Genomic DNA, 23,683 nt, shown 5'->3' on the forward strand with positions numbered 1-23,683 from the left:
CTTGTCCCTATAACCTTGACGGTTATACGCATTTACTCGTTGATGAGTTACCCCTAAGTTAAATTGGATCCCGGCCTTCGCCGGGACGACGCGAAGCGTCGCTTTACTTCTCCCAGATTCGCTGCGCAGCCACCGGCTGCGCAGCATACAAGTCAAAGCTTGATGACCATAGTAAGTCGGTCCCACCCCTTCCCATCCCGAACAGGACCGTGAAACGACTCTACGCCGATGATAGTGCTGCAACCAGTGTGAAAGTAGGTTATCGTCAAGCTAGTTATTAGAAGAAGCCCCGTCAGGATGAAATCCGGCGGGGCTTTTTTGCTTTTTCTAGTTGCATAATGCATAATTGCCAATCGTCAATCTTGCCTATGCTTCTATATGTTTTATCAACGATTTTTGATTCTGGCTACGCTGCTTGGCTTACTGTCCGCTTGCGGCGGCGGAAGTGGTGCTCCTGCTACGCCTGCCCCGCCGCCAGTGGTGGTGGTGGATACTGATAAAGACGGTTCACCGGATAACCAGGACGTCGCACCGAACGATCCGCTGTGCTTCGCAGCCTCAGATGCCGTTGGTGGCGTCTGCTATCTGAAAATTCTCGCTAGTTCACGGCTGAAAGTGGTTGGCAACGCCAATGGCAAGATCTTCTTTAATTCTGAAGACGATGCGCTGCGCCTGTATGCCTACGACCTGAAAACCAGGCACTTCCTCGGCCGCGTGAACATGGTGGGTTTTACGCCGGTGGCCTACGCCTATGTGCCCGACCACGCCACGCTGTATGTCGGCGACTCGGCTGGCAAGGTGCACGCCTATTCCGAATCGCTGCAGGAAAGCACCACCCTCTTTGCCAGTGTGAAAAGCGCAATTGGCGGCATGGCTGCCGCCGGCAAATACCTGATGGTGGAAGATGGCAGCGGCGCCTGGGCTACTCACTACGTCTACGATAAACAAGGCAAGCTGACTGACAGCAAGGATTGGAACTACTATTCGCGTTATTACGAATGGAGCGCGGCACTGTCGCGCCTGTATTTCTTCCGCGACGCGCAAACGCCCAATGACCTGATGTATGAAGTCATCGACCAGTCCACTGGCAAGATTAGCGCCAACGGTGAGACGCCTTATCACGGTTCTTACATTATCAACGGACCGATCAAGGCCAATCCATCGGGAAGCAAGGTGCTGCTGGGCAGCGGCGATATCTACGCAGCGCCCGAGCTGACCTGGAGCGGCAGCCTGGGTAGCAGCGTCACCAATGCGGCCTGGATCGCCAGCGGCGAACTGATTTCCCTGAGCCCGGCGGGTACGCAAACCCGCTTGTTACGCTACGATGCCAACAACCGGCGTGTCGAGGAAGTGCTGATCGCCGGCGACGTGCTGGAGGTCGCGGTCGACAGCGGCGTCAATTACCTGGTGGTGCGACTGGCGGACCATATCGATTTCGTGCGCTACACGCCTTCGGACGATACCGATGGCGACGGCGTTCCCAATACGCTGGACAAATTCCCGCTCGACAAATCGGCTGCGGTTGACTCCGACAACGACGGCTATCCGGATGCTTTCCTGAGCGGCATGTCGGCCGCCGACAGCACTACCGGCCTGACACGCGACTTCTATCCACTCGATGCCAGTTGCCATGCCCAGGAAGAGGGCGATGGCGTCAACTGCAAGGTGGTGATGCCGGCCTTCACGCCCGATGTGGTGGCTGGCGACGGACGCGACGTGATCTACCTGTTGAGCAAGGCAAATAACCGCGTGTACCGCTGGTCCAAGGCCAGCGGCGGCTACGTGTCGCCGTATGTGGTCGGGCAAAAAAGCGGCACGCCGGAAAGCCCGGTCAAGATGGCCCTGTCGCTGGAACACCAGCGGCTCTATTTGGGCTACGCTTCCGGTCTGATCACCTACATCAGTCTCAGCGGCGATCCGGTCGAAACCCGCTTTGCATCGACGGCAATGGCTGTCGGCGGCCTGGCGGCCACAGGCAACTATTTGCTGGCGCAGGATGCCAGCGGCGCATGGGCCACGCACTACATTTTCGACAAACAAGGCAAGCTCACGGACAGCAAGGACTGGAACTATTACTCGCGGTCATATGAATGGTACGGTGCGCTGTCGCGCATCTATTTCTTTCGTGACGACACCAGTCCAAATGACTTGCTTTACGAAACGATCGACCAGGCCAGCGGCAAAATCAGCGGTGATGGCGAGACCCCGTATCACGGCAGTTACGCGATCCAGGGGCCGATCCGGGTATCGCTGGGCGGCGGCCGGATTCTTCTCGGTAGCGGCGATATCTATAGCGGCAGCGACCTGACAGTGGTCAAATCGCTGGGCGCGTCCGTCTTCGACGCCCAATGGCTCGATAGCGGCGGATTAGTCACGATGACGGCTAGCGGAACGGAAACCCGGCTTGCCAGCTACGATGCCAGCATCAAATTGAGCGGGCAGCAGACCGTGGCCGGGAAGCCGGTGGCCATGTTGCGGATGGGGACGGGGATCGTCGTCATCACCCAGGCTGCCGATCTGTCGAGGCTGAATTTCGTGAGTATGTGATTTAATGCAACGCGTCATCACTATTCCTGTGCAGGGCAGCGTTTGGGTTGTATTATTTATCGGTGTCCAACCCACCTGAGGTAGAGATCTTATGGCAGATGCAAAAAAATATCGCTTGGTTACGCGGAGCGATTTTGACGGCTTGGTGTGTGCGGTACTGTTAAAGCACCTGGACTTGATCGACGAGATCCTGTTCGTACACCCGAAGGACATGCAGGATGGCAAAATCACCATTACCGATCGCGACATCACGACCAACCTGCCGTACGTGGCGGGCGCGCATCTGGCGTTTGACCACCACTTGTCCGAAACCATCCGTAATACTGGCGAGCGCAAGAACCACATCATCCATCCCGAGGCGCCATCGGCCGCGCGCGTGGTGTATGACTACTACGGCGGTTTGAAAGCGTTCCCGGCCTCGTGGGACGACATGATGGCGGCGGTAGACAAGGGCGATGCGGCGCGCTTCAACGAGCAGGAAGTGCTGAATCCGGAAGGCTGGGATCTGCTGAACTTCCTGATGGACGCGCGCACCGGCCTGGGCCGCTTCCGCGAGTTCCGCATCTCGAACTACAACCTGATGATGGACCTGATCGACTACTGCAAGAACCACTCGATCAAGGAGATCATGGAACTGCCGGATGTGAAGGAGCGCAAGGAGCTGTACTTCGAGCATGCCGAGAAGTGCAAGGACCAGATCCGCCGCTGCGCTACGGTACACAAGAACCTGGTGGTGCTGGATCTGCGCAATGAAGAGATCATCTTCGCCGGCAACCGCTTCATCGTCTACGCGCTGTTCCCGCAGACGAATATCTCGATCCACGTGCTGTGGGGCCTGAAGAACCAGAACACCGTGTTCGCCACCGGCAAATCGATTTTGAACCGCACCTCGAAGACCAATATCGGCGCGCTGATGCTGGAATATGGTGGTGGTGGCCACGAGAATGCCGGCACCTGCCAGGTCGATAATGAAATGGCGGATGACGTGCTCGGCGCGTTGATCCATCGGATTACTACCGAGGGCTAAAACCAAAACGGCGCCAGAGGCGCCGTTTTTAATTAGAACTCTTTTTCAGGAAGAGCTATGGTGTTATCGGTGCTGAACTGGTAGTCCCTGAACACGTGCTCCGCCGTCAGCATCTGGTAGTCGCCATCCGGCTTCTTGAACGAAGTGTCCTTCAGCTTGTAGGTGTAATGGCCGCAGGTCCAGCAGTTGAAGTTGCGCATGTGGGTGCACAGGCAGGTCTTGTCCATCACCACCACGGTCTTGGCGTCGGGATTGGCCATCACCTCGCGGTTGTACGCGTTGATGTAGGAGCAGTTGCCGGTCGAGTCCAGCAGGTAGCCATACGATTCGCAACCCGGACGGATGCCGGAGCCGATCGCCGGCGTGTTCTTCAGCATGCGCATCGGATAGCCGGTCGGCGAGACGCCGTTGACGATGATGTCGTCTTCCGTCGCCTTGAAGTATTCCTGCTTGACCTTCTCCGGCAAGCCGCATTCCTTGGTGACGGTGAAGCGGGTCGCCACCTGCACGCCAGCCGCGCCGGCTTCGAGGAAGCTCACCGCGTCCGAGCCGGTGAAGATGCCGCCGGCCGCGATCAGCGGAATGTCCAGGTTCTCTTCCTTGAAGTATGCCAGCAACTCCTTGGTGATGGTCATCAGGTCGTAGTCTTTCCAGTCCTCGAGGCCGAAGCCGAGGTGGCCGCCGGCCAGCGGGCCTTCGACAATGACGTAATCGGGCAGGCGGTTCAGCTTGGCGTTCTTGCGCAGGAAGATCTGCAGCGCGCGCACCGACGAGACGATGATGCCCAGCTTGGCTTCACGGAAGCGCGGATGGTCGGCCATCAGCGCGAACGAGCCGAAGTGCAGGCCGGCCGACAGGGTGATGCCGTCGATGCCGGCGTCCAGCGCCGCGTTGAGGCGGGTGCGCAGGGTCTCGCGCGGGCCGTTCATGGTCAGCTTTTCCATGCAGTTGACGAAGATCAGGCCGGGCCCTTGTTTCGCCTTCATGGTGGCGCCGATGTGCAGGCGCTGGGCTTCGGCCAGGCGCTCCAGGTCGAACTGGACAATCGACTTGTCCATGTTGTTGATGTTGTGCTTGTACAGCTTGGTCTTGTCCTTGACGAAGCTGGTGTCGAACTTGCGGTCCGACACGTCTTCCACCATCGCGTCCGAGATATGGCCGATACCGCCCAGGCGGGCCGCTTCCAGCGCCAGTTCCGAGGTCGAGATATCGACACCCATTCCGCCGATCATGATGGGCACATATTCTTCATTGCCAAATCGCAGGCGGAAATCATCAACACGTTTCATTGCTATCCTTAGACTACCGAAGTTATTTGCGGTCGCGCGGCAGTACGCATGATCGGGGTTCCCGATTCATTCTACTCCATGTGTACTACAGCTTTGTGACGGCGCGGCAGCGCTGGGCTGGCCGCGCGCGCGGGCGGCGGATGGACCTTAGTCGCGGAAGTTGTTGAATTCCAGCGGCAGATCGGTGGCATCCTTGCGCAGCAGGGCCATCGCGGCCTGCAGGTCGTCGCGCTTGGCGCCGGTGACGCGCACCGATTCGCCCTGGATCGCGGCCTGCACCTTCATCTTGCTGTCCTTGATGATGCGCACGATCTTCTTGGCGTCGTCGGATTCGATGCCGTTCTTGACCTTGATCACCTGGCGCACTTTGTCGCCGCCGATTTTCTTGATCTCGCCATCTTCGAGGAAGCGGACGTCGACCTTGCGCTTGCCCAGTTTGCCGATCAGCACGTCGCGCACTTGCTGCAACTGGAAATCGGAGTCGGCGGTCACGGTCAGCTCGCGCTCTTTTTGTTCGACGGCGGCGCCGGTACCCTTGAAGTCAAAGCGCGTGCCGATCTCTTTTTGAGATTGCTCGACGGCATTCTTTACTTCGATCATATCGGCTTCCAAAACTACATCAAACGACGGCATAGCTATTTCCTTTATTGTGCTGCTTCAAAGACTGCCATTTTAACGGACAACCTGCGATTCGCAGCCATATCGACGCTGGTTTTTTGCTTGTTTGGCTCTATAATCGACTAAATTTATTGGTTATTTCCCCTCATGTCCGCACCGTCTTCGATCCAGTACCAGCATTCGCTACTATCTCTCAACACTTTCGGCATCGCGGCGACCGCGCGCGCGTATTTGCGCGTTACGGAAAAAGAGCAACTGCTCGGCGTTTATGCTGATGGCGCTTGGGCTACTTTGCCGAAGCTGGTGTTGGGCGGTGGCAGCAATGTGCTGTTGACGCGCGATTTCGACGGCCTGGTGTTGCACATTGCGCTGGCAGGAAAAGAGCTGGTTGGTGGCGATGAGCGGCATCACTTTGTGCGCGCGGCGGCCGGTGAAAACTGGCATGCGTTTGTGCAGTGGACCATCGCACAGGGCCTTGGCGGCCTGGAAAACTTGTCGCTGATTCCAGGCACGGTGGGCGCCGCGCCGATCCAGAATATCGGCGCGTACGGACTCGAAATCAAGGACGTGTTCCGCAGCGTGACGGTGTTCGATCCGGCCAGCGGCGAGACGCGCGTGATGGACGGCGCCGCGTGCCGCTTCGGTTATCGCGACAGTGTGTTCAAACACGAAGGCCGCCATCTGATTATTCTCGACGTGACCTTTGCGCTGCCCAAGCAGTGGACGCCGAATCTGCGCTACGCCGAACTGGCGGCGGAGCCGGACCTGACCTCGCCACGCAACATCGCCGACGCGGTGATCGCGATCCGCAGCCGCAAGCTGCCGGATCCTGCGGTGATCGGCAACGCCGGCAGCTTCTTCAAGAATCCCGTGGTGCCGGGCGCGCAATGCGCGGCGCTGCTGGAGCGTTTCCCGAACCTGGTGCACCATGCGCAGCCCGACGGCAGCGAGAAGCTGGCCGCCGGCTGGCTGATCGATCAATGCGGCTGGAAGGGCAAGAGCCTTGGCGCGGCCGGCGTGTATCCGAAGCAGGCGCTGGTGCTGGTGAATAACGGCGGCGCCACCGGCGCCGAGGTGGTGGCGCTGGCCCAGGCGATCCAGGCCGACGTGCAGGCGCGCTACGGCGTGCTGCTGGAACCGGAGCCGGTGTTTATCTGAGTTTAAGGCCGGGCCGCCTGCACCAGTTCAATCGCGCTGTGGGCGTCTTCAGGGTAGAGCGAGCTGCCGGTGTGGCAGGCGGCGCGCAAGGCGGCGTCGCTGAAGCCTGGCAGAGGTTCGCCCGTCACCGACAGGCTGATGCGATGTAGCTGGCTGGTGACGATGGAGCGGCGCGACGCCATGTTCAGGATCACGCCGAATTCATCGTGGCCGATGCGCGCCACCAGGTCGCCGGCGCGGCATTCGCGTTCGATGCGGCGCGAGATGTCGGCCAGCGCTTCCGGCAGCTTGTCGATACCGTCGATGCGCAGCACCGCCACGCCGATGTGCCCGCCGCCGGCTTGCGCCGGTGCTGCCGCCAGCTTGGCCTGCAGCTGTTCGTAGAAGAAGGCGCGGTTGGCGGTGCCGGTGGCTTCGTCCAGCGTCATGCGCTGCTTGAGCACATTCGGGCCTTCCTGCGTGGCGCGCTGCATCAGCATGGCCGTCATATTGGCCAGCAGCTGAGCAATCTCCACCTCGTACTCATTGAATTCGCGGGCTTCCTTCCACACCAGCTTCATGACGGCGACGGCCTCGTCGCCGGCGATCAGCGGCACGATCACCATCGCGCGCAGGCCGACCTTGCGGCAGGCTTCGCGGTTGACGCGGTCATCGGTTTCGCTGTCGGTACACAGGGCGGCGGTGCGGCTGGTGAGCACGTGGCCGGACAGGCTGTTCGCCACCTTCATGCGCAAGCCTAGCTGCGCTTCCGCCAGGCCGCTGGCGGAGCGGTAGACGATGGAGTCGCCTTCCAACAATTCGACCACGGCGCCGTCGGCTCCCGTCAGTTGCACCGCCGTGGCGGAGGCGGCGTCCATCACCGCGCTCAGGTCATTGCCGAGGCCTACCAGCTGGACCTGTGCTGCGATGATGGCGAGTAGTTTATGGTTTGGGATCATGGTCGTAAAAAAAGCAGGCATATGCCTGCTTTCAGTGTAGTTGCGGTTTAGCCGAAGTGGCAAACGTAATCGAGGGTTTCTACCGTTTCGATATCGAACTTGCTGTTGCCCGGCACTTTGAATTCCTGGCCGGCCGAATAGGTCTGCCATTCGCTGGCGCCGTCCAGGCGCACCTTGCACACGCCGCCGGTGATTTCCATGATTTCTGGCGCGCCGGTGTTGAAGGTCAGGCTGGATGGGAAGATCACGCCGACGGATTTCTTGCTGCCGTCCGCGAGGATGATATTGTGCGATACGCATTTGCCGTCGAAGTAGATATTGGATTTCTTGACGACGCTGACTTGATCGATTTGAGCACTCATGCTGCTGGTTTTCCTTGGTTCGATGAGGTGGGAGCGGGCAGTTCATCCGCGCTGACCACGCGGTTGCGGCCCGCGTGCTTGGCGGCGTACAGCGCCCGGTCGGCTTGCTGGATCAGCTCTTCGATGCTGCTGGCCGGCGACGGCACCACGCTGGCCACGCCGATCGACATGGTTACGCAGGACAGTTCCGTGGTCGCCTGCGGGTTCTCGATCGCGAGCTGCTCCAGGTGGCGGCGGCATGACTCGGCCACGATCAGCGCCCCAGTCAGTTGAGTATCCGGCAGGATAATCGCGAATTCCTCGCCGCCGTAGCGCGCAGCCAGGTCGGCCGGGCGCTTCAGGTGTTCGGTTAATACCGCGGCCACCTTCTTCAGGCATAAGTCGCCCGTGAGGTGGCCGAAGCTGTCGTTATACAGTTTGAAGAAGTCGACATCGCACATCAGCAGCGTCAACGGCTGCTTGTCGCGCTGGCCGCGCTGCCATTCGATGCGCATCACGTCATCGAAGCGGCGGCGGTTGGCGATGCCGGTCAGGCCGTCCAGCGCGGCCAGCTTTTGCAATTCGATGTTGGCGTCGGCCAGCTGCTTCTGGCTTTCGCGCAGGAAGCGGAAGGCCTGGTCGCGCTGCAGGCGGCTGATGTGGGCGCCCGAGTGGTAGCGCACGCGCGCCAGCAGTTCCAGCTTGTCCGGCAGCTTGACCATGTAGTCGTTGGCGCCGGTGGCGAAGCTGTGGGCCTTGAGCTTGGGGTCTTCCTTGGCCGAGAGGACGATCACCGGCACGTTGCGCAGGCCTTCCTCGTTGCGGTACTGGATGATCTGGCCGAAGCCGTCGATGGCCGGCATCACCAGGTCCTGCAGGATCACGGTCGGCTGCAGTTGCAGGGCCGTCTCCAGAGATTTGGTGGCGTCGGTCACGTAATGGAATTCGATATCCGGCTGGTCGCTCAGCATGCGGCGCACGGCTTCGACGATGATCAACTGGTCGTCGACCAGCAGCACGCGCACTTTGAAGATGGTCAGGCCTGTTTCTTGATCTGCTGCGATTACTTGTGCTTCCGACATCAGGATTCTCTTCTTCTGTGTTATTAACTACGCCCACCCAGGGTGCCGCGCAGGACCGGCCCGATTTTCGCGAGCGGTAAAATCATCTGCGCCGCGTCCAGTTCAGCTGCGGCGCGCGGCATGCCGTACACCGCACTGCTGGCCTGGTCCTGGGCGATGGTGGTGTGGCCGGCGCGGCGCATGGCCAGCAAGCCTTCAGCGCCATCGCGTCCCATGCCGGTCAATAGTACACCAACTGCCTCGCCCTTCCAGTGTTGGGCCACACAGTGGAAGAATACGTCCACCGACGGGCGGTAGGCATAGTCCTTTGGATTGGCATCGTAACGCAAGCGGTGGTTTTGATCCAGCGTCAGGTGGTCGTTGCTCTTGGCGATAAGGACGGTACCGGCCGCCAGTTCGTCGCCTTCATCGATGGCGCGCACCGGCATGTCGAGCTGCTCGCCCAGCCAGCGCGCGAAGTTGTCGGCGAAGTGCTGGTCGATGTGCTGCACCACCACGATGGCGCAGCCACGCGGCGGCTTCCATCCGGCCAGCATCTTGGACACCGCCACCGGACCGCCGGTGGAGGCGCCGATGGCCAGCAGGGCGGTGACCCGTTCGGCGTCGGACGCATCGGCCGCGCCGTTGCCGTTGAGGGCAGTCTTGGGCAGCATGGCCTGGTTGCCGCCGCTGTGGCGTATCAGCTTGTCCATCGTGCGGATCTTGGCCAGCAGCTCGGCATCGCCGCCTGGCTGGCCTTGCAGCACCGGCGTCGCTGTCACATCCAGTGCGCCCGCACCGAGGGCGCGGAACACCTGGTTGACGTTGTCCTGCGGGCGGCCGGTGACGATCAGGATGGCGCACGGGCTTTGCTCCATGATCTGGCGCGTCGCCTCCACGCCGTCCAGCTCCGGCATGTTCAAATCCATCAGCACCAGGTCCGGGCGGTTTTCCGCGCACATGCGCACCGCTTCGGCGCCGGTGCGGGCGATCCACAGCACCTGATGTTCGGCGGTGCTGGCGACCACGCGCCGCAGCGCTTCGGCGGCCATTGCGACATCGTTGGCGATGGCGATTTTCATCTGCGGGCGTCTCCAATTAAATCGCTGACGGCATCGAGCAGGGTCTCGTCGTGGAAGCTGCCCTTGGTCAGGTAGTAGTCGGCGCCTGCCGAGAGGCCGCGTGCGCGGTCCTCAGGCCGGTCTTTGTAAGAGACTATCATGACTGGCAGCTTGTGCAAGTGGATGTCTTTTTTAATTAACGTCACCAGTTCGATACCGTCCATGCGGGGCATGTCGACGTCGGTGATCACCAGGTCGTAATCGCCGCTGCGCACCACGTTCCAGCCGTCGATGCCGTCGATGGCGATATCGACCTGGAAGCCGCGGCCAAGCAGCAGCTTGCGTTCCATCTCGCGCACGGTGAGCGAGTCGTCGACCACCAGGATGCGCTTGGTCTTGCGGCGCTCGGCGGCGTCGGACTTGGCCAGTTGATGCAGGCCGCCTTCGTGCAGCAGCTTGTCGATCGAGAGCAGCAGGTCCGGCACGTCGAGGATCAGCACCGGTTCGCCGTTGTCGAGCAGGGCGGCGGCCGAGATGTCGCGCATCTTGCCGAAGATAGGATCGATGGCTTGCACCGCCAGGCTTTGTTCGCCGCGTATGGCTTCCACCACCAGCGCGTAGCGGCGCGCGCCGGCGCCGATCACCACCACCGGCAGCTCGTTGCTGCCGGCGTCGGTGTCGCCCAGTTCCAGCACTTGCGAGGCCGAGACCAGCCCGAGATGCTCGCCGCCGAAGTCGAAGAACTGTTTGCTCTCCAGCGTGTGGATGGCCGACTGCGGCACCTTGAGCACCCGCTCCACCTGCACGATGGGCACTGCGTAGGCTTCGCCTTTGATGTCGACCACCAGCGCGCGCACGATCGATTGCGTCAGCGGCAGGGTGATGTAGGTGTTGAAGCCGACGCCCAGTTCGGACTCGATGCGCACGGTGCCGTTTTGCGAGCGGATGGTTTCGTGCACGATGTCGAGGCCAACGCCGCGTCCTGAAATTTCGGTGATGTTTTCTTTCAGGCTGAAGGCGGGCAGGAACAGGAATTCCATCAGCTCCGCCGGCGACATGGAGGCGGCCATTTGGGCCGGCGCCATTTTGCGCTCGATCACGCGGGCGCGGATTTTTTCCAGGTTCACGCCTTTGCCGTCGTCGCGGATTTCGATGCTCAGCATGCCGGCGCGGTGTTTGGCTTCCAGCACAATGGTGCCGGTGCCCGGCTTGCCGGCGGCGATGCGCTCGGCGGCGCTGTCCATGCCGTGGTCGATGGCGTTGCGCAGCATGTGGTTGAGCGGGCTCTCGATCCTGGCAAGGATGTCGCGGTCTACCAGCGTGTCTTCGCCGATGATGTGCAGTTGCACGTCCTTGCCCAGGCTGCGCGAGAGGTCGCGCACCATGCGCGGGAAGTGCTGCACGCCGTCGCGGAAGGGACGCATGCGCATGGTCAGCACTTCGTCCACCATGCCTTGCGAAACGCCGAGCAGGCGGCGCTCGTAGGCTTCGATGTCGGCGATGTGTTCGAGCACGAACTGCTTGAGCGGATGGGTCTTTTGCAATGCCAGCAGGGATTTCTCTTTCAGGCTGGCGTCGCTGCTGTTGGAGATGGCTTCGTGCAGTTGTTCGATCAGCGAGAACAGGCTGCTCTGGTTGCGCTTGAAGCGCTGCATGTTCTGGATGAACGGGTGCATCTGGTGCGCGTTGATGCGCGATTCGCTGGCCAGCGAGAGCAGCTTGTCGAAGTTCTGCGCGTGCTTCATCGGCGCGTGCGCGGGCTGGCGCGCGGCCGGTGCGTCATCGGTGACCGGCGCGGCGACAGGTGCTGCGGCAGGCGAGGGGGCAGCGGGCGGCGGCGGTGCTGGCGGCGGCAGGCCCACCGGCTCCGGCAGGAAGGCGATGGTGCTGATGGCGCTGAGCGTGGATTTTATCTGCCCGCCGTTGGCGGCCAGCCAGGCATCGACGCCGCTGTCCTGCAGGCGCGATGCCTGCAGGATCAGGTCCACGCCGGCCAGCAGCACGTCGACCCGGTTGGGCGTCAGCGCCAGCTTGCCGTTCTGCGCGGCGATGAAGGCATCCTCCATGCCGTGCGCCAGCTGTACCACCACTTCCAGTCCGACGATGGCGGCCGCGCCCTTGATCGAATGCGCCGCGCGCATCATCGATTCGACCGCGCTGGCGTCATCCTTCAGGCGTTCCATCGCCAGCAGGCCGTCGGTCAGGATTTGCGTCTGGCTGTCGGCCTCCATGCGGAACAGGTCCAGCATGGAGAACTGGCTCAGGTCTCCGTTGTTATCGACGCTCATCGTAGGGTTCTCGCGAGTTGGTAGCCGATCAGCGCTTCGTCCAGCAGGCCGATACGCATGTCCTGATGCGATATCACGCCGGAGAGGAAGCGGGACAGGCCCTTGTTGATGGTGGCGGCCGGCGCTTGCACGCCGCTGGCGGCGTAGCGCAGGATGCCGTGCAGGTCAGCCACCGGCAGCGCGTAGGCCTGGTCTTCCCAGCGGGTGAGCAGCAGGCGCGCGAAGGTGTGGCGGTGGGTGGCGGCTTCGCCTTCGTTTTCGTCGATGTCCAGCAGGTCGGCCAGCGCCATGCAGGGATACAGCGTGCCGCCGACGTTGACGATGCCGCCCAAACCGCGCGCGTCGCGATGTGGCAGGCGGTGCGGCTTGGCGATCGGCGCCACCGAGACGAACATGCGGGTCGGCAGCGACAGCCATTCGCGGCCGATGCGGAACACCAGGCAGGAACTGTCCTGCTGCTGGTTGTCGGTGGCGGCCTGGCTGAAGTGGGCGGCCCAGTCTTTCTTGTAGTCGTCGCCGACCTGGCGTTGCAGGTTTTGCTGCGCGGCGGCGGCGTAGACTTCGCAGTTGCGGCAGTGGACGTGCTGTTCCAGCTTGTCGCAGCTTTGGTCGCCGTTCACGCCGATCCGGTTCCAGCAGGCTTCGATGATGGTTGTGCTCATGGCTTAGCGTCTCAGGAGGCCTGCTGGCGTTTGTAGATGCGGGCGGCGCGCGCTTTGAGCGCGGCGGCGCCGGCGGCGTCGTTGTTGGCTTCGGCCAGCAGGGCAAGGTGGCACAGGGCTTCGTAGTGGTCGGGCTGCAGGTAGATGCAGCGCTTCCAGTAGTCCGAGGCCATCTGCGGCTTGTTGGTCAATTCGTTCAGCAGGCCGAGGATGAAGTAGGCTTCGGCCGATTCCGGATGCCGGGCCAGATGGTCGCGGCACTTGCTCTCGGCGGCCTTGACGTCGCCCAGGTCGGCCAGACGGCGCGCTTCGGCCAGCAGGTCAGCCGCCGGCGCCGGTGCGCTCGCAGCGGGGGGCGCGGCGGCACTGGCACGCGCAGCGCGCACCGGCGTAGGGGCGGGGGCAGGGGCAGGGGCAGACGGCGGCAGCGATGGCGGCGAGGCGATGCTGCGCGCGGCGCGCGGCGGCGGAGCCTTGGCCGGTGCGCGTGGCGTGTGGGCCGGCTTGCGCAGCGGCGCTGCGGCTTCCTTCTGCAAGCCGAACGCCTGGTTAATCGGCAGTGGCGAGAAGCCGTGCTGGCAGAACGACGGCACTTCGGCGTAGCCGGCGAACAGCTGGCCGTCATCCATCAGCAGCGCTTCCAGTTTTCCGATGGCGGCCTTGGTGGTCGGCTTGTCGAAGTAGATCAGCAGGTTGCGGCAAAACACCACGTCGTAGTAGCGGTTGCGCGTGGCGAGGTCGAACTCCAGCAGGTTGCCCTGTTTGAAGCGCACCTGCTTGCGTATGGCGTCGTTGATGCGGTAGTCGCCATCGCCGACGTTGCTGAAGTGCTGGTCGCGGAACGCCAGGTCCTGCGCGCGGAAAGCGTTGCGGCCGTAGATGCCGCTGCGCGCGCGCTCGACGCAGGTCGGGCTGATGTCGAAGGCTTCGATGATGAAGTTATGCGGCGCGATGCCGGCGTCCGTCAACACCATCGCCATCGTGTACGGTTCCTCGCCGCCGGCGCAGGGGATCGACAGGATGCGTACCAGCCGTTCGCTGTTGACGGCCAGCCGTGCGCGCACGAAGTCCGTCATCGCCGCGAAGGCTTGCGCATCGCGGTAGAACCACGACTCCGGCACCACCACCAGTTCCACCAGCGCGGTCAGCTCTTCGGGCGTGATCTGCTCCAGGTAGGCATCATGGTCGGTGACGGCGGTTTGCTCCATGCGGTTCTTGATCGCGCGTTCGACCACCGACTTGGACAAGTTCAAGCCGGTGGCGGCGCGCAGCATGGACTGGGCCGGCGTCATAAGGCGTTATCCGTGGTCTGGAACAGCAGCGCGCGCAGCTCGGCCGGCAGCAGCTGCGACAGTTCAACCAGCTGCAGCATGCCGTGGGCGTCGCTGGCCACCTGGCCGAGGAACGGCGCGGCCTGCACGCCGCTGTTGAGCAGCAGTTCGTCGCGCACTTCCTGCACGCCCAGCACGCGCTCTGCGCGCAGGCCAAGCGGGTGGTGCGCGCCTTCCGGCGTCACATAGTCGGCGACGATGATGCGGGTGTCGAAATGGTCCTCGCCGCTGGGCAGGCCGCTGGCGCGGCACAAGTCGATCACCGGCACCGAGGCGCCGTGCAGATCCATCAGCCCGGCCACGCTGTCCGGCGCCAGCGGCAGCTGCTTGAGCTCCACCAGCGGCAGCACGCGTACCACGTCGCGCAGGCGCAAGCCGTAGCGATCGGCGCCGATGTGGAAGACAAGGAGTTTCACGTTACACCGCCACCGCGAAGTTGGCGACGCTGGTTTGCAGGTCGCCGGCCGCGTACTGCAGCTGGTGCACCGCCTCGCTGGTGGCTTTCAGCGATTCCACGGTCTGCTGGGTGGCGTCGTTCAGCTGCATCATGGTGGCGGTGATCTGTTCCGCGCCCACGGCCTGCGACTGCATCCCTTGCAGCACCACGTCGAACTGCGGCGCCAGTTTCTGCACCTGGTCCATCACGCCGGACAACTGATCGGTCACCTGGCGCACCTCGCCCACGCTGCGGCGGATCTCTTCCGAGAATTTATCCATGCCCATCACGCTGGCCGAGACGGCGGACTGCATCTCTTTCAGCATCTGCTCGATGTCCCAGGTCGAGACCGAGGTCTGGTCGGCCAGGCGGCGGATTTCAGTGGCCACCACCGAGAAGCCGCGTCCCGCCTCGCCGGCCTTCTCGGCTTCGATGGCGGCGTTCAGCGACAGGATGTTGGTCTGGTCGGCCACCTTGGTGATGGTAATCAGCACGCTGTTGATATTGGAGGCTTTCTCCGACAGCGCCGCCAGCTTGGCGTTGATCGAATCGGTCGCCGACACCATGTGCTGCATGGTGCCGTCCATGCGTTTCAGGTTGTTCTGCGCGTCGGCGGTGGCGCTGGTGGTGTAGTCGGCGACGGCGGTGGCTTCTTCCATCGTCTTCAGCAGCTGCGAGGTGTTGGCCGAGATTTCCTTGGTGGTGCTGAGGATCTCGACGCTGGTCTGCGCCTGTTCGATGCCGGTGGCTTCCTGCTGCTTGGCCGAGGCGGCGATTTCGGTGGCCGAGGTGGTGACCTGGATGCCGGCCTTCTGCACATTGTTCAGCAGCGCGCGCAGGTTGCTGAACATGCGGTCCAGCCCACCGGCCAGGCGGCCGATGGCGTCCTCGCCTTGTACCGTGATCTGGCCGGTCAGGTCGCCGTCGGCGGCCTTGCTCACCACGCCCAATAAAGAATCGACCTTGGACTTGAGCAGGTTGGTGGCCGCCAGTTCGTTGGCCTGGTTGTCCTGGATCGCTTGCGCCATGCGGTTGAACTCCGTGCTGACGTCGCCCAGTTCATCGTTGGACAGCACGCGCGCGCGCGCCGACTGGTCGCCGGCGGCGATCTTGTGCACGGCCTGGGTCAGGTTGTTGAGCGGCGCGAGCAGGGCGCGCGCCAGCAGCCACGCCACGCCCAGCGACAGCAGTACGCACACCATGCCGCCGCCGATCAGCACCGCGCGCATGGTTTCCTGCAGCTGCTCTGAAGCCTTGGTACGCGCCACCAGCAGGCGTTTCTCTTCGGCCGAGGCGTCATTCATGGTCTTGTAGACTTCACCGATGGCGGAGGTGGCGCTGCCGGACAGCTGCGGCGTGCGGCCCATTGCGTCGGCGGCGCCGACCTTGTCGCCCAGTTCCTGGCGCAGCTTGAGCTGCGATTCAATGATCTCGTCGCTCCACGTGCGGATCATTTGCTCGAGCTTCTTGAAGCGCGCCACCTGGTCCGGATTGTCGGCGGTGAGTTTTTGCAGTTCGCCGATGGCGCCCGGCAGGTCGGCTATTTCCTTGTGCGTGCGCTCAAGGCGCTGCTGATTGCCGGTCAGGTAGTAGCCGCGTGCTTCCACCTGCACTTGCAGCAGGTCGTTGCGCAACTGGTCGATGGCGTGGATCACATCCATCGTATGCCGGTCCCACCCGTTGGCTTCGGACAGGTTGTTGAAGCGGTTGTAGGCGATGGATAACAGCACCAGGATGATGGCGAGGATGGCGCTAAAACTGAGGTACAGCTTCTTCTTGATGCTCAAGTCTTTAAACATTTTTTCTCCAGGGCTGGCGGCTACCAGCGTGCGACTGGCATTGTCCCATACCGGCCGTTTTTATGGTATTCAGGTCGCGACCGAAAAAGTGGCGACGCTGCTTTGCAGTCCGCCGGCGGCATACTGCAATTGATGGACTGCCTCGCTGGTCGATTTGAGCGATTCCACGGTTTGCTGGGTGGCGTCGTTCAACTGCATCATGGTTTCATTGATCTGCGATGCGCCGACGGCCTGCGACTGCATCCCTTGCAGCACCAGGTCAAATTGCGGCGCCAGTTTCTGTACCTGGTCCATCACGCCGGACAGCTGGTCGGTCACGGCGCGCACCTCGCCCACGCTGCGGCGGATCTCTTCCGAGAATTTGTCCATGCCCATCACGCTGGCCGAGACGGCGGACTGCATCTCTTTCAGCATCTGCTCGATATCCCAGGTGGAGACCGAGGTCTGGTCGGCCAGCCTGCGGATTTCGGTGGCCACCACCGAGAAGCCGCGTCCCGCCTCGCCGGCCTTTTCGGCCTCGATGGCGGCGTTCAGCGACAGGATGTTGGTCTGGTCGGCCACCTTGGTGATGGTAATCAGCACGCTGTTGATGTTGCTGGCTTTTTCCGACAGCGCCGCCAGCTTGGCGTTGATCGAGTCGGTGGCGGCGACCATGTTCTGCATGGTGCCGTCCATGCGTTTCAGGTTGCCCTGCGCGTCGGCGGTGGCGTGGGTGGTGTAGTCGGCCACCGAGGTGGCTTCCTCCATCGTCTTCACGAGGTGCGATATATTGGCCGAGATTTCCTTGGTGGTGGCGAGGATTTCGATGCTGGTCTGCGCCTGTTCGACGCCGGTGGCTTCCTGCTGCTTGGCCGAGGCGGCGATCTCGGTGGCCGAGGTGGTGACCTGGATGCCGGCCTTCTGCACATCGTTGATCAGGGCGCGCAGGTTGTCGAACATGCGTTCCAGTCCCGCCGCCAGCTGGCCGATGGCGTCTTCGCCCTGCACCGTGATTTGTCCGGTCAGGTCGCCGGCGGCGGCCTTCGACACCACGCCCAATAAAGAATCGACCTTGGACTTGAGCAGGTTGGTGGCCGCCAGCTCCTTGGCCAGGTTGTCCTGTATCGATTGCGCCATCTGGTTGAAGGCGCGCGATACCTGGCCCAGTTCATCGTTGGAGCTGACCTCCACGCGCGCGCTTTGCTCGCCGTGGGCGATGCGCTCCACCACGGCGCTCAGACGCACCAGCGGTCCGGCCAGCGCCGAGGACAGCACGCCGCCAATGACGAGGGCCAGCACGGTGCAAACCGCGCCGCCGACGATCAGCAGCAGCATCATCGTTTGCGACAGGTTGCTGGAGAACTGATTGCGCTCGGCCAGCAGGCGGTCTTCCTCGTCGCTGATCTCCTTGATCAGCAGGCGCGCTTCGGCGATGGTCTTGGCGCCATTCAGGACATCGGCCGACGTGGCCACCTGCTGCGATACGCCGACCTGCTTGTTCAGGGCGCGGCGCTTTTCCAGCAGCGGGTGAATCACATTGTCGATCCAGCCTTGCACCATTGGCGCCAGCCGTTGCAGCCGCTCCTGTTGCGCGGGATTGTCGGCGGTCAGGCGCTTGATCGTGACCATGTGCTGGCGGATCTTTTCCTCTTCGATGGGGATCGGCTTGGTGATGCTTTCCTCGCCGGTCAGCATGAAGCCGCGGGTGGAGTTCTGGACCTGGATGACCGAGGTTTCGATCTCGCCCGCTTCCAGCAGGACGCGCAGCGTATGCTTGTCCCATTCATTGGCGACGGATAGCTTGGTGAAGTTGGCGTGGGCCGTGGCCAGCAGGATGACGATGATGACGATAATTGCGCCAAAGCCGCTGGCGAGTTTTTTCTTGATACTGAGGTTTGCTAGCATGGTGGCTTCACTCTCGATCAGACGGTGGAGCCAATGTATCAAAAAAATGGCCGCTCAGCGAGCGGCCATTCCTGGGAGAAGCGAATGTGGCTTATTGGCCGCGCTTCAGGCGTGCGTTGGCGGCGATGCGCATGCGCAGCGCGTTCAGCTTGATGAAGCCGCCGGCGTCGGCCTGGTTGTAGGCGCCGCCGTCTTCGTCGAAGGTGGCGATGTTCATATCAAACAGGGAGTCGGTCTTCGAATCGCGCGACACCACGATCACGTTGCCCTTGTACAGCTTGATGCGCACCCAGCCGTTGACGGTGGCCTGGGTGTGGTCGATCAGGGTTTGCAGCGCGACGCGCTCCGGCGCCCACCAGTAGCCGTTGTAGATCAGCGAAGCGTAGCGCGGCATCAGGTCGTCCTTCAGGTGGGCCACTTCGCGGTCCAGGGTGATCGACTCGATGGCGCGGTGGCCTTTCAGCATGATGGTGCCGCCCGGGGTTTCGTAGCAGCCGCGCGACTTCATGCCGACGTAGCGGTTTTCCACCAGGTCGAGACGGCCGATGCCATGCTTGCCGCCCAGGCGATTCAGTTCGGTCAGCACGGTGGCCGGCGACATGCGCACGCCGTTGATGGCGACGATGTCGCCTTTTTCGTATTCGAGGTCGATGTATTCGGCTTCGTTCGGCGCCTGTTCAGGGCTGACGGTCCAGCGCCACATCGATTCTTCGGCTTCGGCGCTTGGGTTTTCCAGGTGGCGGCCTTCGAACGAGATGTGCAGCAGGTTGGCGTCCATCGAGTACGGCGCGCCGCCGTTCTTGTGTTTCATGTCGATGGCGATGCCCGCGTCTTCCGCGTACTTCAGCAGTTTTTCGCGCGACAGCAGGTCCCATTCGCGCCACGGGGCGATCACTTTGACGCCCGGTTTCAGCGCGTAGGCGCCCAGTTCGAAGCGCACCTGGTCGTTGCCCTTGCCGGTGGCGCCGTGCGAGATGGCGTCGGCGCCGGTCTGGTTGGCGATCTCGATCAGGCGCTTGGCGATCAGCGGACGCGCGATCGAGGTGCCCAGCAGGTATTCGCCTTCGTACACGGTGTTGGCGCGGAACATAGGGAACACGAAGTCGCGCACGAATTCTTCGCGCACGTCGTCGATGAAGATGTTCTCAGGCTTGATGCCGAACTTCAGCGCCTTGGCGCGCGCCGGTTCCAGTTCTTCGCCCTGGCCCAGGTCAGCGGTGAAGGTGACGATTTCGCACTGGTAGTTATCCTGCAGCCATTTCAGGATGACGGAGGTATCGAGGCCGCCCGAGTAGGCGAGGACTACTTTTTTAATGTCGCTCATGATGGTTCTCTTTAGGTGATTATTTGTTTTCGATGCGGCCCAGCAGCAGATACTCGATCAGCGCTTTCTGGATGTGCAGGCGGTTCTCGGCTTCATCCCAGACCACCGATTGCGGGCCGTCGATGACGTCGGCCGACACTTCTTCGCCACGGTGGGCCGGCAGGCAGTGCATGAACAGCGCGTCCGGCGCGGCGCGCGCCATCTTGGCGCTGTCGACGATCCAGCCGTCGAAGGCTTTCAGGCGGGCGGCGTTTTCTTCCTCGTAGCCCATGCTGGTCCAGACGTCGGTGTTGACCAGGTGCGCGCCGTCGCAGGCGTCGGCCGGATTGGCGAACACGGTGAAGCGGTCGGTCGAGACCAGCGACATGTCCATCTCGTAGCCGTGCGGCGTGGAGACGTTGACGTGGAAGCCGAATACCTCGGCCGCCTGCAGCCAGGAGTACAGCATGTTGTTGGCGTCGCCGACCCAGGCCACGGTCTTGCCGGTGATCGAGCCGCGATGCTCGATGTAGGTGAAGATGTCGGCAGCCACCTGGCATGGGTGGTGTTCGTTGGTCAGGCCGTTAATCACCGGCACGCGCGAGTTGGCGGCGAAACGCTCGATGATGTCCTGGCCGAAGGTGCGCACCATGATGATGTCGCACATGCGCGACATGACCTGGCCGGCGTCTTCGACCGGCTCGCCGCGACCGAGCTGCGAATCGCGCGTGTTCAGGTAGATGGCGGCGCCGCCCAGCTGGTGCATGCCGGCCTCGAACGAGAGGCGGGTGCGGGTCGAGTTTTTATCGAACACCATGACCAGCGTGCGGTCGATCATCGGGTGATAAATCTCGTAGTTCTTGAACTTGCGCTTGATGATGTGCGCACGCTCGATAACGTACTGGTACTCGTCCAGCGTGAGGTCGGAAAACTGCAGGTAATGCTTGATCGGTTTTTGGATAGGCATAATGACAACTGACAGATGGCTACGGCTTAGCCGAACAATTATAAAGGCAATTCGGCCGATAGGGCTAATCGCCGCAGATTATGCTGTCTATACAGGTAGTTTAATTGTAAATCTGAGCGGTGGCAGGCTGCTGATGCTCGGGCGCGGTCAGGGGCAGGTCGAGCGTGAAGGTGGTGCCTTCGCGCGAGCTGTGGACGGAAATTTGCCCGCCCATGAGCGAAGTGACAATGTTGTAGCTGATCGACAGTCCGAGGCCGCTGCCGCCCTGACCGAGCTTGGTGGTGAAGAACGGGTCGAAGATGCGCGACATGTGCTCGGGCGCGATGCCGCAGCCGTTGTCGCGGAAGGTCACCAGCACCCGGCCGTCCACCGGCGCCTGCGCGCGCAGCCACATGCTGCCGCTGCCGGCGCTGGTGAAGGCGTGCAGCAGGGCGTTGTTGATGAAATTGGCGATCACCTGGCCATACGGGCCGGGATAGCTGTCCAGCGCGATGGTGTCCGGCACCTCGATCTCGATGCGGTGGTTGGAGGCGCGGATGCGGTTCATCATGGTGGCGATCACCTCCATCGACACCTGCGACAGATTGAATTCGCGCCGCTGCTCGGTGGTGCGGTCGACCGCCACCTGCTTGAAGCTGTTGACCAGGTTGGCGGCGCTGTTCAAGCCGCGCATCACCAGTTCGTGCGCCTTGCGCGCATCCTCGAGGTAGGCCGCCAGCGCCGAGCGTTTCAGGCCGGCGCCGTTCATCTGCGCTTCCAGCTCCTCGGTTTTTTGCACCAGCGTGCTGGCGATCAGCAGGCTGTTGCCGATCGGCGTATTGAGTTCGTGCGCCACGCCGGCCATCAGCGCCCCCAGCGCGGCCAGCTTTTCCTGCGAGACCAGCTGCGTTTGCGCGTCCTTCAGCTGGCGGTAGGCCTCGGCGTTGTCGAGCGCGATGGCGCCGTAGGCGCACAGGGTGCGGAAGATCAGCCGTTCGCGCGCGCCGTAGGCGTTGGCCAGCGTGCATTGCACCGTCATCACGCCCAGCGCGCGCTCGCCCACCAGCAGCGGCACATACAGCGCGCTGGCCATCAGCTGGGTGCCGGGGGCGAGGAAGATGTCGTTCGGGCCGGCGTCGGCGACGTAGATCTCGGCCCGCTCGCGCAGGCTGCGCGCGGCGTTGGCGCGCGGGTTGTCGATAGCGATGGTGTTGGCCGCCAGCGGCTGGCCGTTCTCGATGCCGAACACGCGGCTGATGCTGTCGTGGCCCGGATCGCACAGGTAGACCGCCAGCGAATTGGCCGGCAACAGCGCCTGCACGTGGCGGTCCAGCGCCTGGAACACGGCGCCGGCGTCGAGGTGGGTGGTGATCTCCTGGCCGATGGCCGACAGCCGTTCCAGCGTGGCGGTGGTCTGCTGCAGCAGCTGCACCCGGCGCGCTTCGGCGGCGGCCAGCTCGCGGTGGTGCTGGCCCTCGGCGCGCGCGTGCTCGGTCTGGTGCTGCACCTGCATCGCGATGGCGCGGTTGGTGGCGTCCTGGCTGTGGGTCTTCTCGCGCGCGGCCGCCGCCAGCTGCGCCGAGGCGTAGGCCTTCTGGTAATCGCCGATGTGCGCGTACTCGCGCGCCAGCGCGTCGTGCAGGTCGGCCGGCAGGGTGTAGCCGTTGATGTGGCCCGCCACCGCCAGCGCCTGGTGCAGGAAGTGCAGGGTGGCGTTGGGCTCGGTCATGCCGGCCGGCGCGGGCAGCTGGTGGCGCAGGTGGATCAGCGACATCACGCGCAGCGCCGCCACGTGGTTGTAGCGGTTGGCCTGCTCCTGTGCCAGCTGCGCCGCCTGTTCGGCCATCGCCAGCGCTTCCTGCGGACGGTCGAGGAAGCAGAGCGCGTGGGCCTGGCCGCGCCGGGCGATGCTCTGGAAGTCGGCGTGCTGCAAGGCGACACCGCGCTCCTGCAGCTTGCGGAAGGCGTCCAGCGCGGCGGTGTAGTCGGTCTTGTCGAGCGACAGGTCGCCCAGGTAGTGCAGCGCGGTGGCGTAGGCGCGCGCGCCGGACATCGGCGCCAGGATGTCGAGCGCTTCGTGCAGCAGTTCGGCGGTGGCGTCGAGCCGGCCGAGGCGGCGCATGGTGTCGGCCGTGTGCATCAGGCAGGCGCCGATGCTGCGCGGCCAGCCGGTCGGGCGGGCCAGGTCGAGCGCGCTTTCCATCCACTCCAGCGCCGCGTGGTGGTCGTTGAGGATGGTGAAATCGAGGCCGATGTTGATGGCGGCGGTGATCGCCATGCGCAGCTGGCCGGTCTCCAGCGCCGCCTCGTAGCAGCGCAGGTAGTGGGCGGCGGCGGCGCCGAAATCGCTGGCCTGGCTGGCCGCCAGGCCGTAGTAGTCGTAGATCCAGCTGGCCACCGCCGGCACGGCTTCGTCGTCCGCGGTGAAGCGGCCGCCCCAGCGCTGCTGGGCGGCGGGCAGGTCGTGCAGCACGCACCAGCGGGCGTTGACGGCGTCGGCGATGGCGCTGCGCTGGGCGTCGCCGGCCGCGCGGGCGGCGGCGGCCATCTGGTCCAGCTCGGCGGCGGCAGCTTCGTGCCGGCCCTGGTCGATGGCGATCCAGGCGCGCAGCCAGTGGGCGTCGGCCTGGCCGAGCGGATGGTGGAGGGAGGCAAAGCGTTCGCCGGCGTCGGCGGCCTGCTCGTCGGCCAGTTCCAGCTGGCCGGCCAGCCAGCTGGCTTCGGCCCGTACCAGCAGGAAGCGGGTGGCGATGGCCTGGGCGTCGGCCGTGGGCAGGGCGGCCCCGGCCAGCAGGGCCAGACCTTCGTCGGTCAGTTGCAGCGCACGCGGGGTGTCGCGCTGGCGCAAGTGCCAGGCCAGCGGCAGCAGCATCGGCAGCCGCGCAGGGCCGCGCGAGGAGGGCAGGGCTGCCTCCCAGTCGGCCAACGCGTCGTCGAGCGCAAACATGTCCATCGCTACTCCCCAGGCTACTTGCCTCAGAGCATTATAGACAC

The 23,683-nt window shown here is 63.2% G+C and carries 18 protein-coding genes and 1 rRNA gene; 4 read left to right on the forward strand and 15 right to left on the reverse strand.

What is annotated here, in order from left to right:
* Positions 1-158 precede the first annotated feature (158 nt).
* The 3 genes from rrf (at position 159) to BMZ70_RS00015 (ending at position 3,574) form a co-directional block, all read left to right on the forward strand.
* Positions 159-271 (forward strand): 5S ribosomal RNA (gene rrf, locus BMZ70_RS00005).
* A gap of 215 nt (positions 272-486) precedes the next feature.
* Positions 487-2,547, forward strand: coding sequence for a hypothetical protein (locus BMZ70_RS00010; RefSeq protein ID WP_130300966.1), 2,061 nt, complete (start codon positions 487-489; stop codon positions 2,545-2,547).
* A gap of 91 nt (positions 2,548-2,638) precedes the next feature.
* Complete coding sequence (locus BMZ70_RS00015; protein ID WP_092268500.1) at positions 2,639-3,574, forward strand: exopolyphosphatase; 936 nt, start codon at positions 2,639-2,641, stop codon at positions 3,572-3,574.
* Between the two features lie 32 nt (positions 3,575-3,606).
* Here BMZ70_RS00015 and BMZ70_RS00020 read toward each other — a convergent pair whose 3' ends face one another.
* Both BMZ70_RS00020 and BMZ70_RS00025 read right to left on the reverse strand, forming a co-directional pair.
* Positions 3,607-4,863, reverse strand: a complete 1,257-nt coding sequence (locus BMZ70_RS00020) for a nitronate monooxygenase (RefSeq protein ID WP_092268501.1) — start codon at positions 4,861-4,863, stop codon at positions 3,607-3,609.
* 147 nt (positions 4,864-5,010) lie between these two features.
* Complete coding sequence (locus tag BMZ70_RS00025) at positions 5,011-5,496, reverse strand: YajQ family cyclic di-GMP-binding protein (RefSeq protein ID WP_092268502.1); 486 nt, start codon at positions 5,494-5,496, stop codon at positions 5,011-5,013.
* Between the two features lie 132 nt (positions 5,497-5,628).
* On the opposite strand from BMZ70_RS00025, the gene murB reads away from it, so the two are divergent.
* On the forward strand, positions 5,629-6,639 hold the full coding sequence (gene murB / locus BMZ70_RS00030; RefSeq protein WP_092268503.1) for a UDP-N-acetylmuramate dehydrogenase: 1,011 nt from the start codon (positions 5,629-5,631) through the stop codon (positions 6,637-6,639).
* Positions 6,640-6,641: 2 nt separating this feature from the next.
* Here the strand turns inward: murB and BMZ70_RS00035 are convergent, their stop codons facing one another.
* From BMZ70_RS00035 to BMZ70_RS00095, 13 genes are all read right to left on the reverse strand, one after another.
* The gene (locus tag BMZ70_RS00035; RefSeq protein WP_165403553.1) at positions 6,642-7,577 is read right to left on the reverse strand and encodes a sensor domain-containing diguanylate cyclase; all 936 of its coding nucleotides are present in this window, start codon (positions 7,575-7,577) and stop codon (positions 6,642-6,644) included.
* 47 nt (positions 7,578-7,624) lie between these two features.
* Positions 7,625-7,939, reverse strand: coding sequence for a pyrimidine/purine nucleoside phosphorylase (locus BMZ70_RS00040; protein WP_092268506.1), 315 nt, complete (start codon positions 7,937-7,939; stop codon positions 7,625-7,627).
* On the reverse strand, positions 7,936-9,000 hold the full coding sequence (locus BMZ70_RS00045; RefSeq protein ID WP_092268508.1) for a diguanylate cyclase: 1,065 nt from the start codon (positions 8,998-9,000) through the stop codon (positions 7,936-7,938). Before BMZ70_RS00045 ends, BMZ70_RS00040 begins: the two co-directional genes overlap by 4 nt.
* Before the next feature lie 23 nt (positions 9,001-9,023).
* On the reverse strand, positions 9,024-10,061 hold the full coding sequence (cheB, locus tag BMZ70_RS00050; RefSeq protein WP_092268509.1) for a chemotaxis-specific protein-glutamate methyltransferase CheB: 1,038 nt from the start codon (positions 10,059-10,061) through the stop codon (positions 9,024-9,026).
* Positions 10,058-12,328, reverse strand: coding sequence for a hybrid sensor histidine kinase/response regulator (locus tag BMZ70_RS00055; protein ID WP_092268511.1), 2,271 nt, complete (start codon positions 12,326-12,328; stop codon positions 10,058-10,060). Before BMZ70_RS00055 ends, cheB begins: the two co-directional genes overlap by 4 nt.
* Positions 12,325-12,990 (reverse strand): chemotaxis protein CheW, encoded by a 666-nt coding sequence (locus BMZ70_RS00060; protein ID WP_092268512.1) that lies wholly within the window; start codon positions 12,988-12,990, stop codon positions 12,325-12,327. The genes BMZ70_RS00055 and BMZ70_RS00060 overlap by 4 nt, the downstream gene beginning before the upstream one ends.
* An 11-nt stretch (positions 12,991-13,001) precedes the next feature.
* Positions 13,002-14,282 (reverse strand): CheR family methyltransferase, encoded by a 1,281-nt coding sequence (locus tag BMZ70_RS00065; RefSeq protein ID WP_092268513.1) that lies wholly within the window; start codon positions 14,280-14,282, stop codon positions 13,002-13,004.
* Positions 14,279-14,737 (reverse strand): chemotaxis protein CheW, encoded by a 459-nt coding sequence (locus BMZ70_RS00070; RefSeq protein ID WP_092268515.1) that lies wholly within the window; start codon positions 14,735-14,737, stop codon positions 14,279-14,281. The genes BMZ70_RS00065 and BMZ70_RS00070 overlap by 4 nt, the downstream gene beginning before the upstream one ends.
* Position 14,738: 1 nt before the next feature.
* Positions 14,739-16,556 (reverse strand): methyl-accepting chemotaxis protein, encoded by a 1,818-nt coding sequence (locus BMZ70_RS00075; protein ID WP_092268516.1) that lies wholly within the window; start codon positions 16,554-16,556, stop codon positions 14,739-14,741.
* Positions 16,557-16,625: 69 nt separating this feature from the next.
* Complete coding sequence (locus BMZ70_RS00080; protein WP_092268517.1) at positions 16,626-18,440, reverse strand: methyl-accepting chemotaxis protein; 1,815 nt, start codon at positions 18,438-18,440, stop codon at positions 16,626-16,628.
* Between the two features lie 91 nt (positions 18,441-18,531).
* On the reverse strand, positions 18,532-19,764 hold the full coding sequence (locus BMZ70_RS00085; protein WP_092268518.1) for an argininosuccinate synthase: 1,233 nt from the start codon (positions 19,762-19,764) through the stop codon (positions 18,532-18,534).
* Positions 19,765-19,783: 19 nt separating this feature from the next.
* On the reverse strand, positions 19,784-20,710 hold the full coding sequence (gene argF / locus BMZ70_RS00090) for an ornithine carbamoyltransferase (RefSeq protein WP_092268520.1): 927 nt from the start codon (positions 20,708-20,710) through the stop codon (positions 19,784-19,786).
* 100 nt (positions 20,711-20,810) lie between these two features.
* Positions 20,811-23,642, reverse strand: a complete 2,832-nt coding sequence (locus BMZ70_RS00095) for an ATP-binding protein (protein WP_092268521.1) — start codon at positions 23,640-23,642, stop codon at positions 20,811-20,813.
* Positions 23,643-23,683: the final 41 nt, after the last annotated feature.

The organism is Duganella sp. CF402 (assembly GCF_900109645.1).
GTDB lineage: Bacteria > Pseudomonadota > Gammaproteobacteria > Burkholderiales > Burkholderiaceae_D > Rugamonas.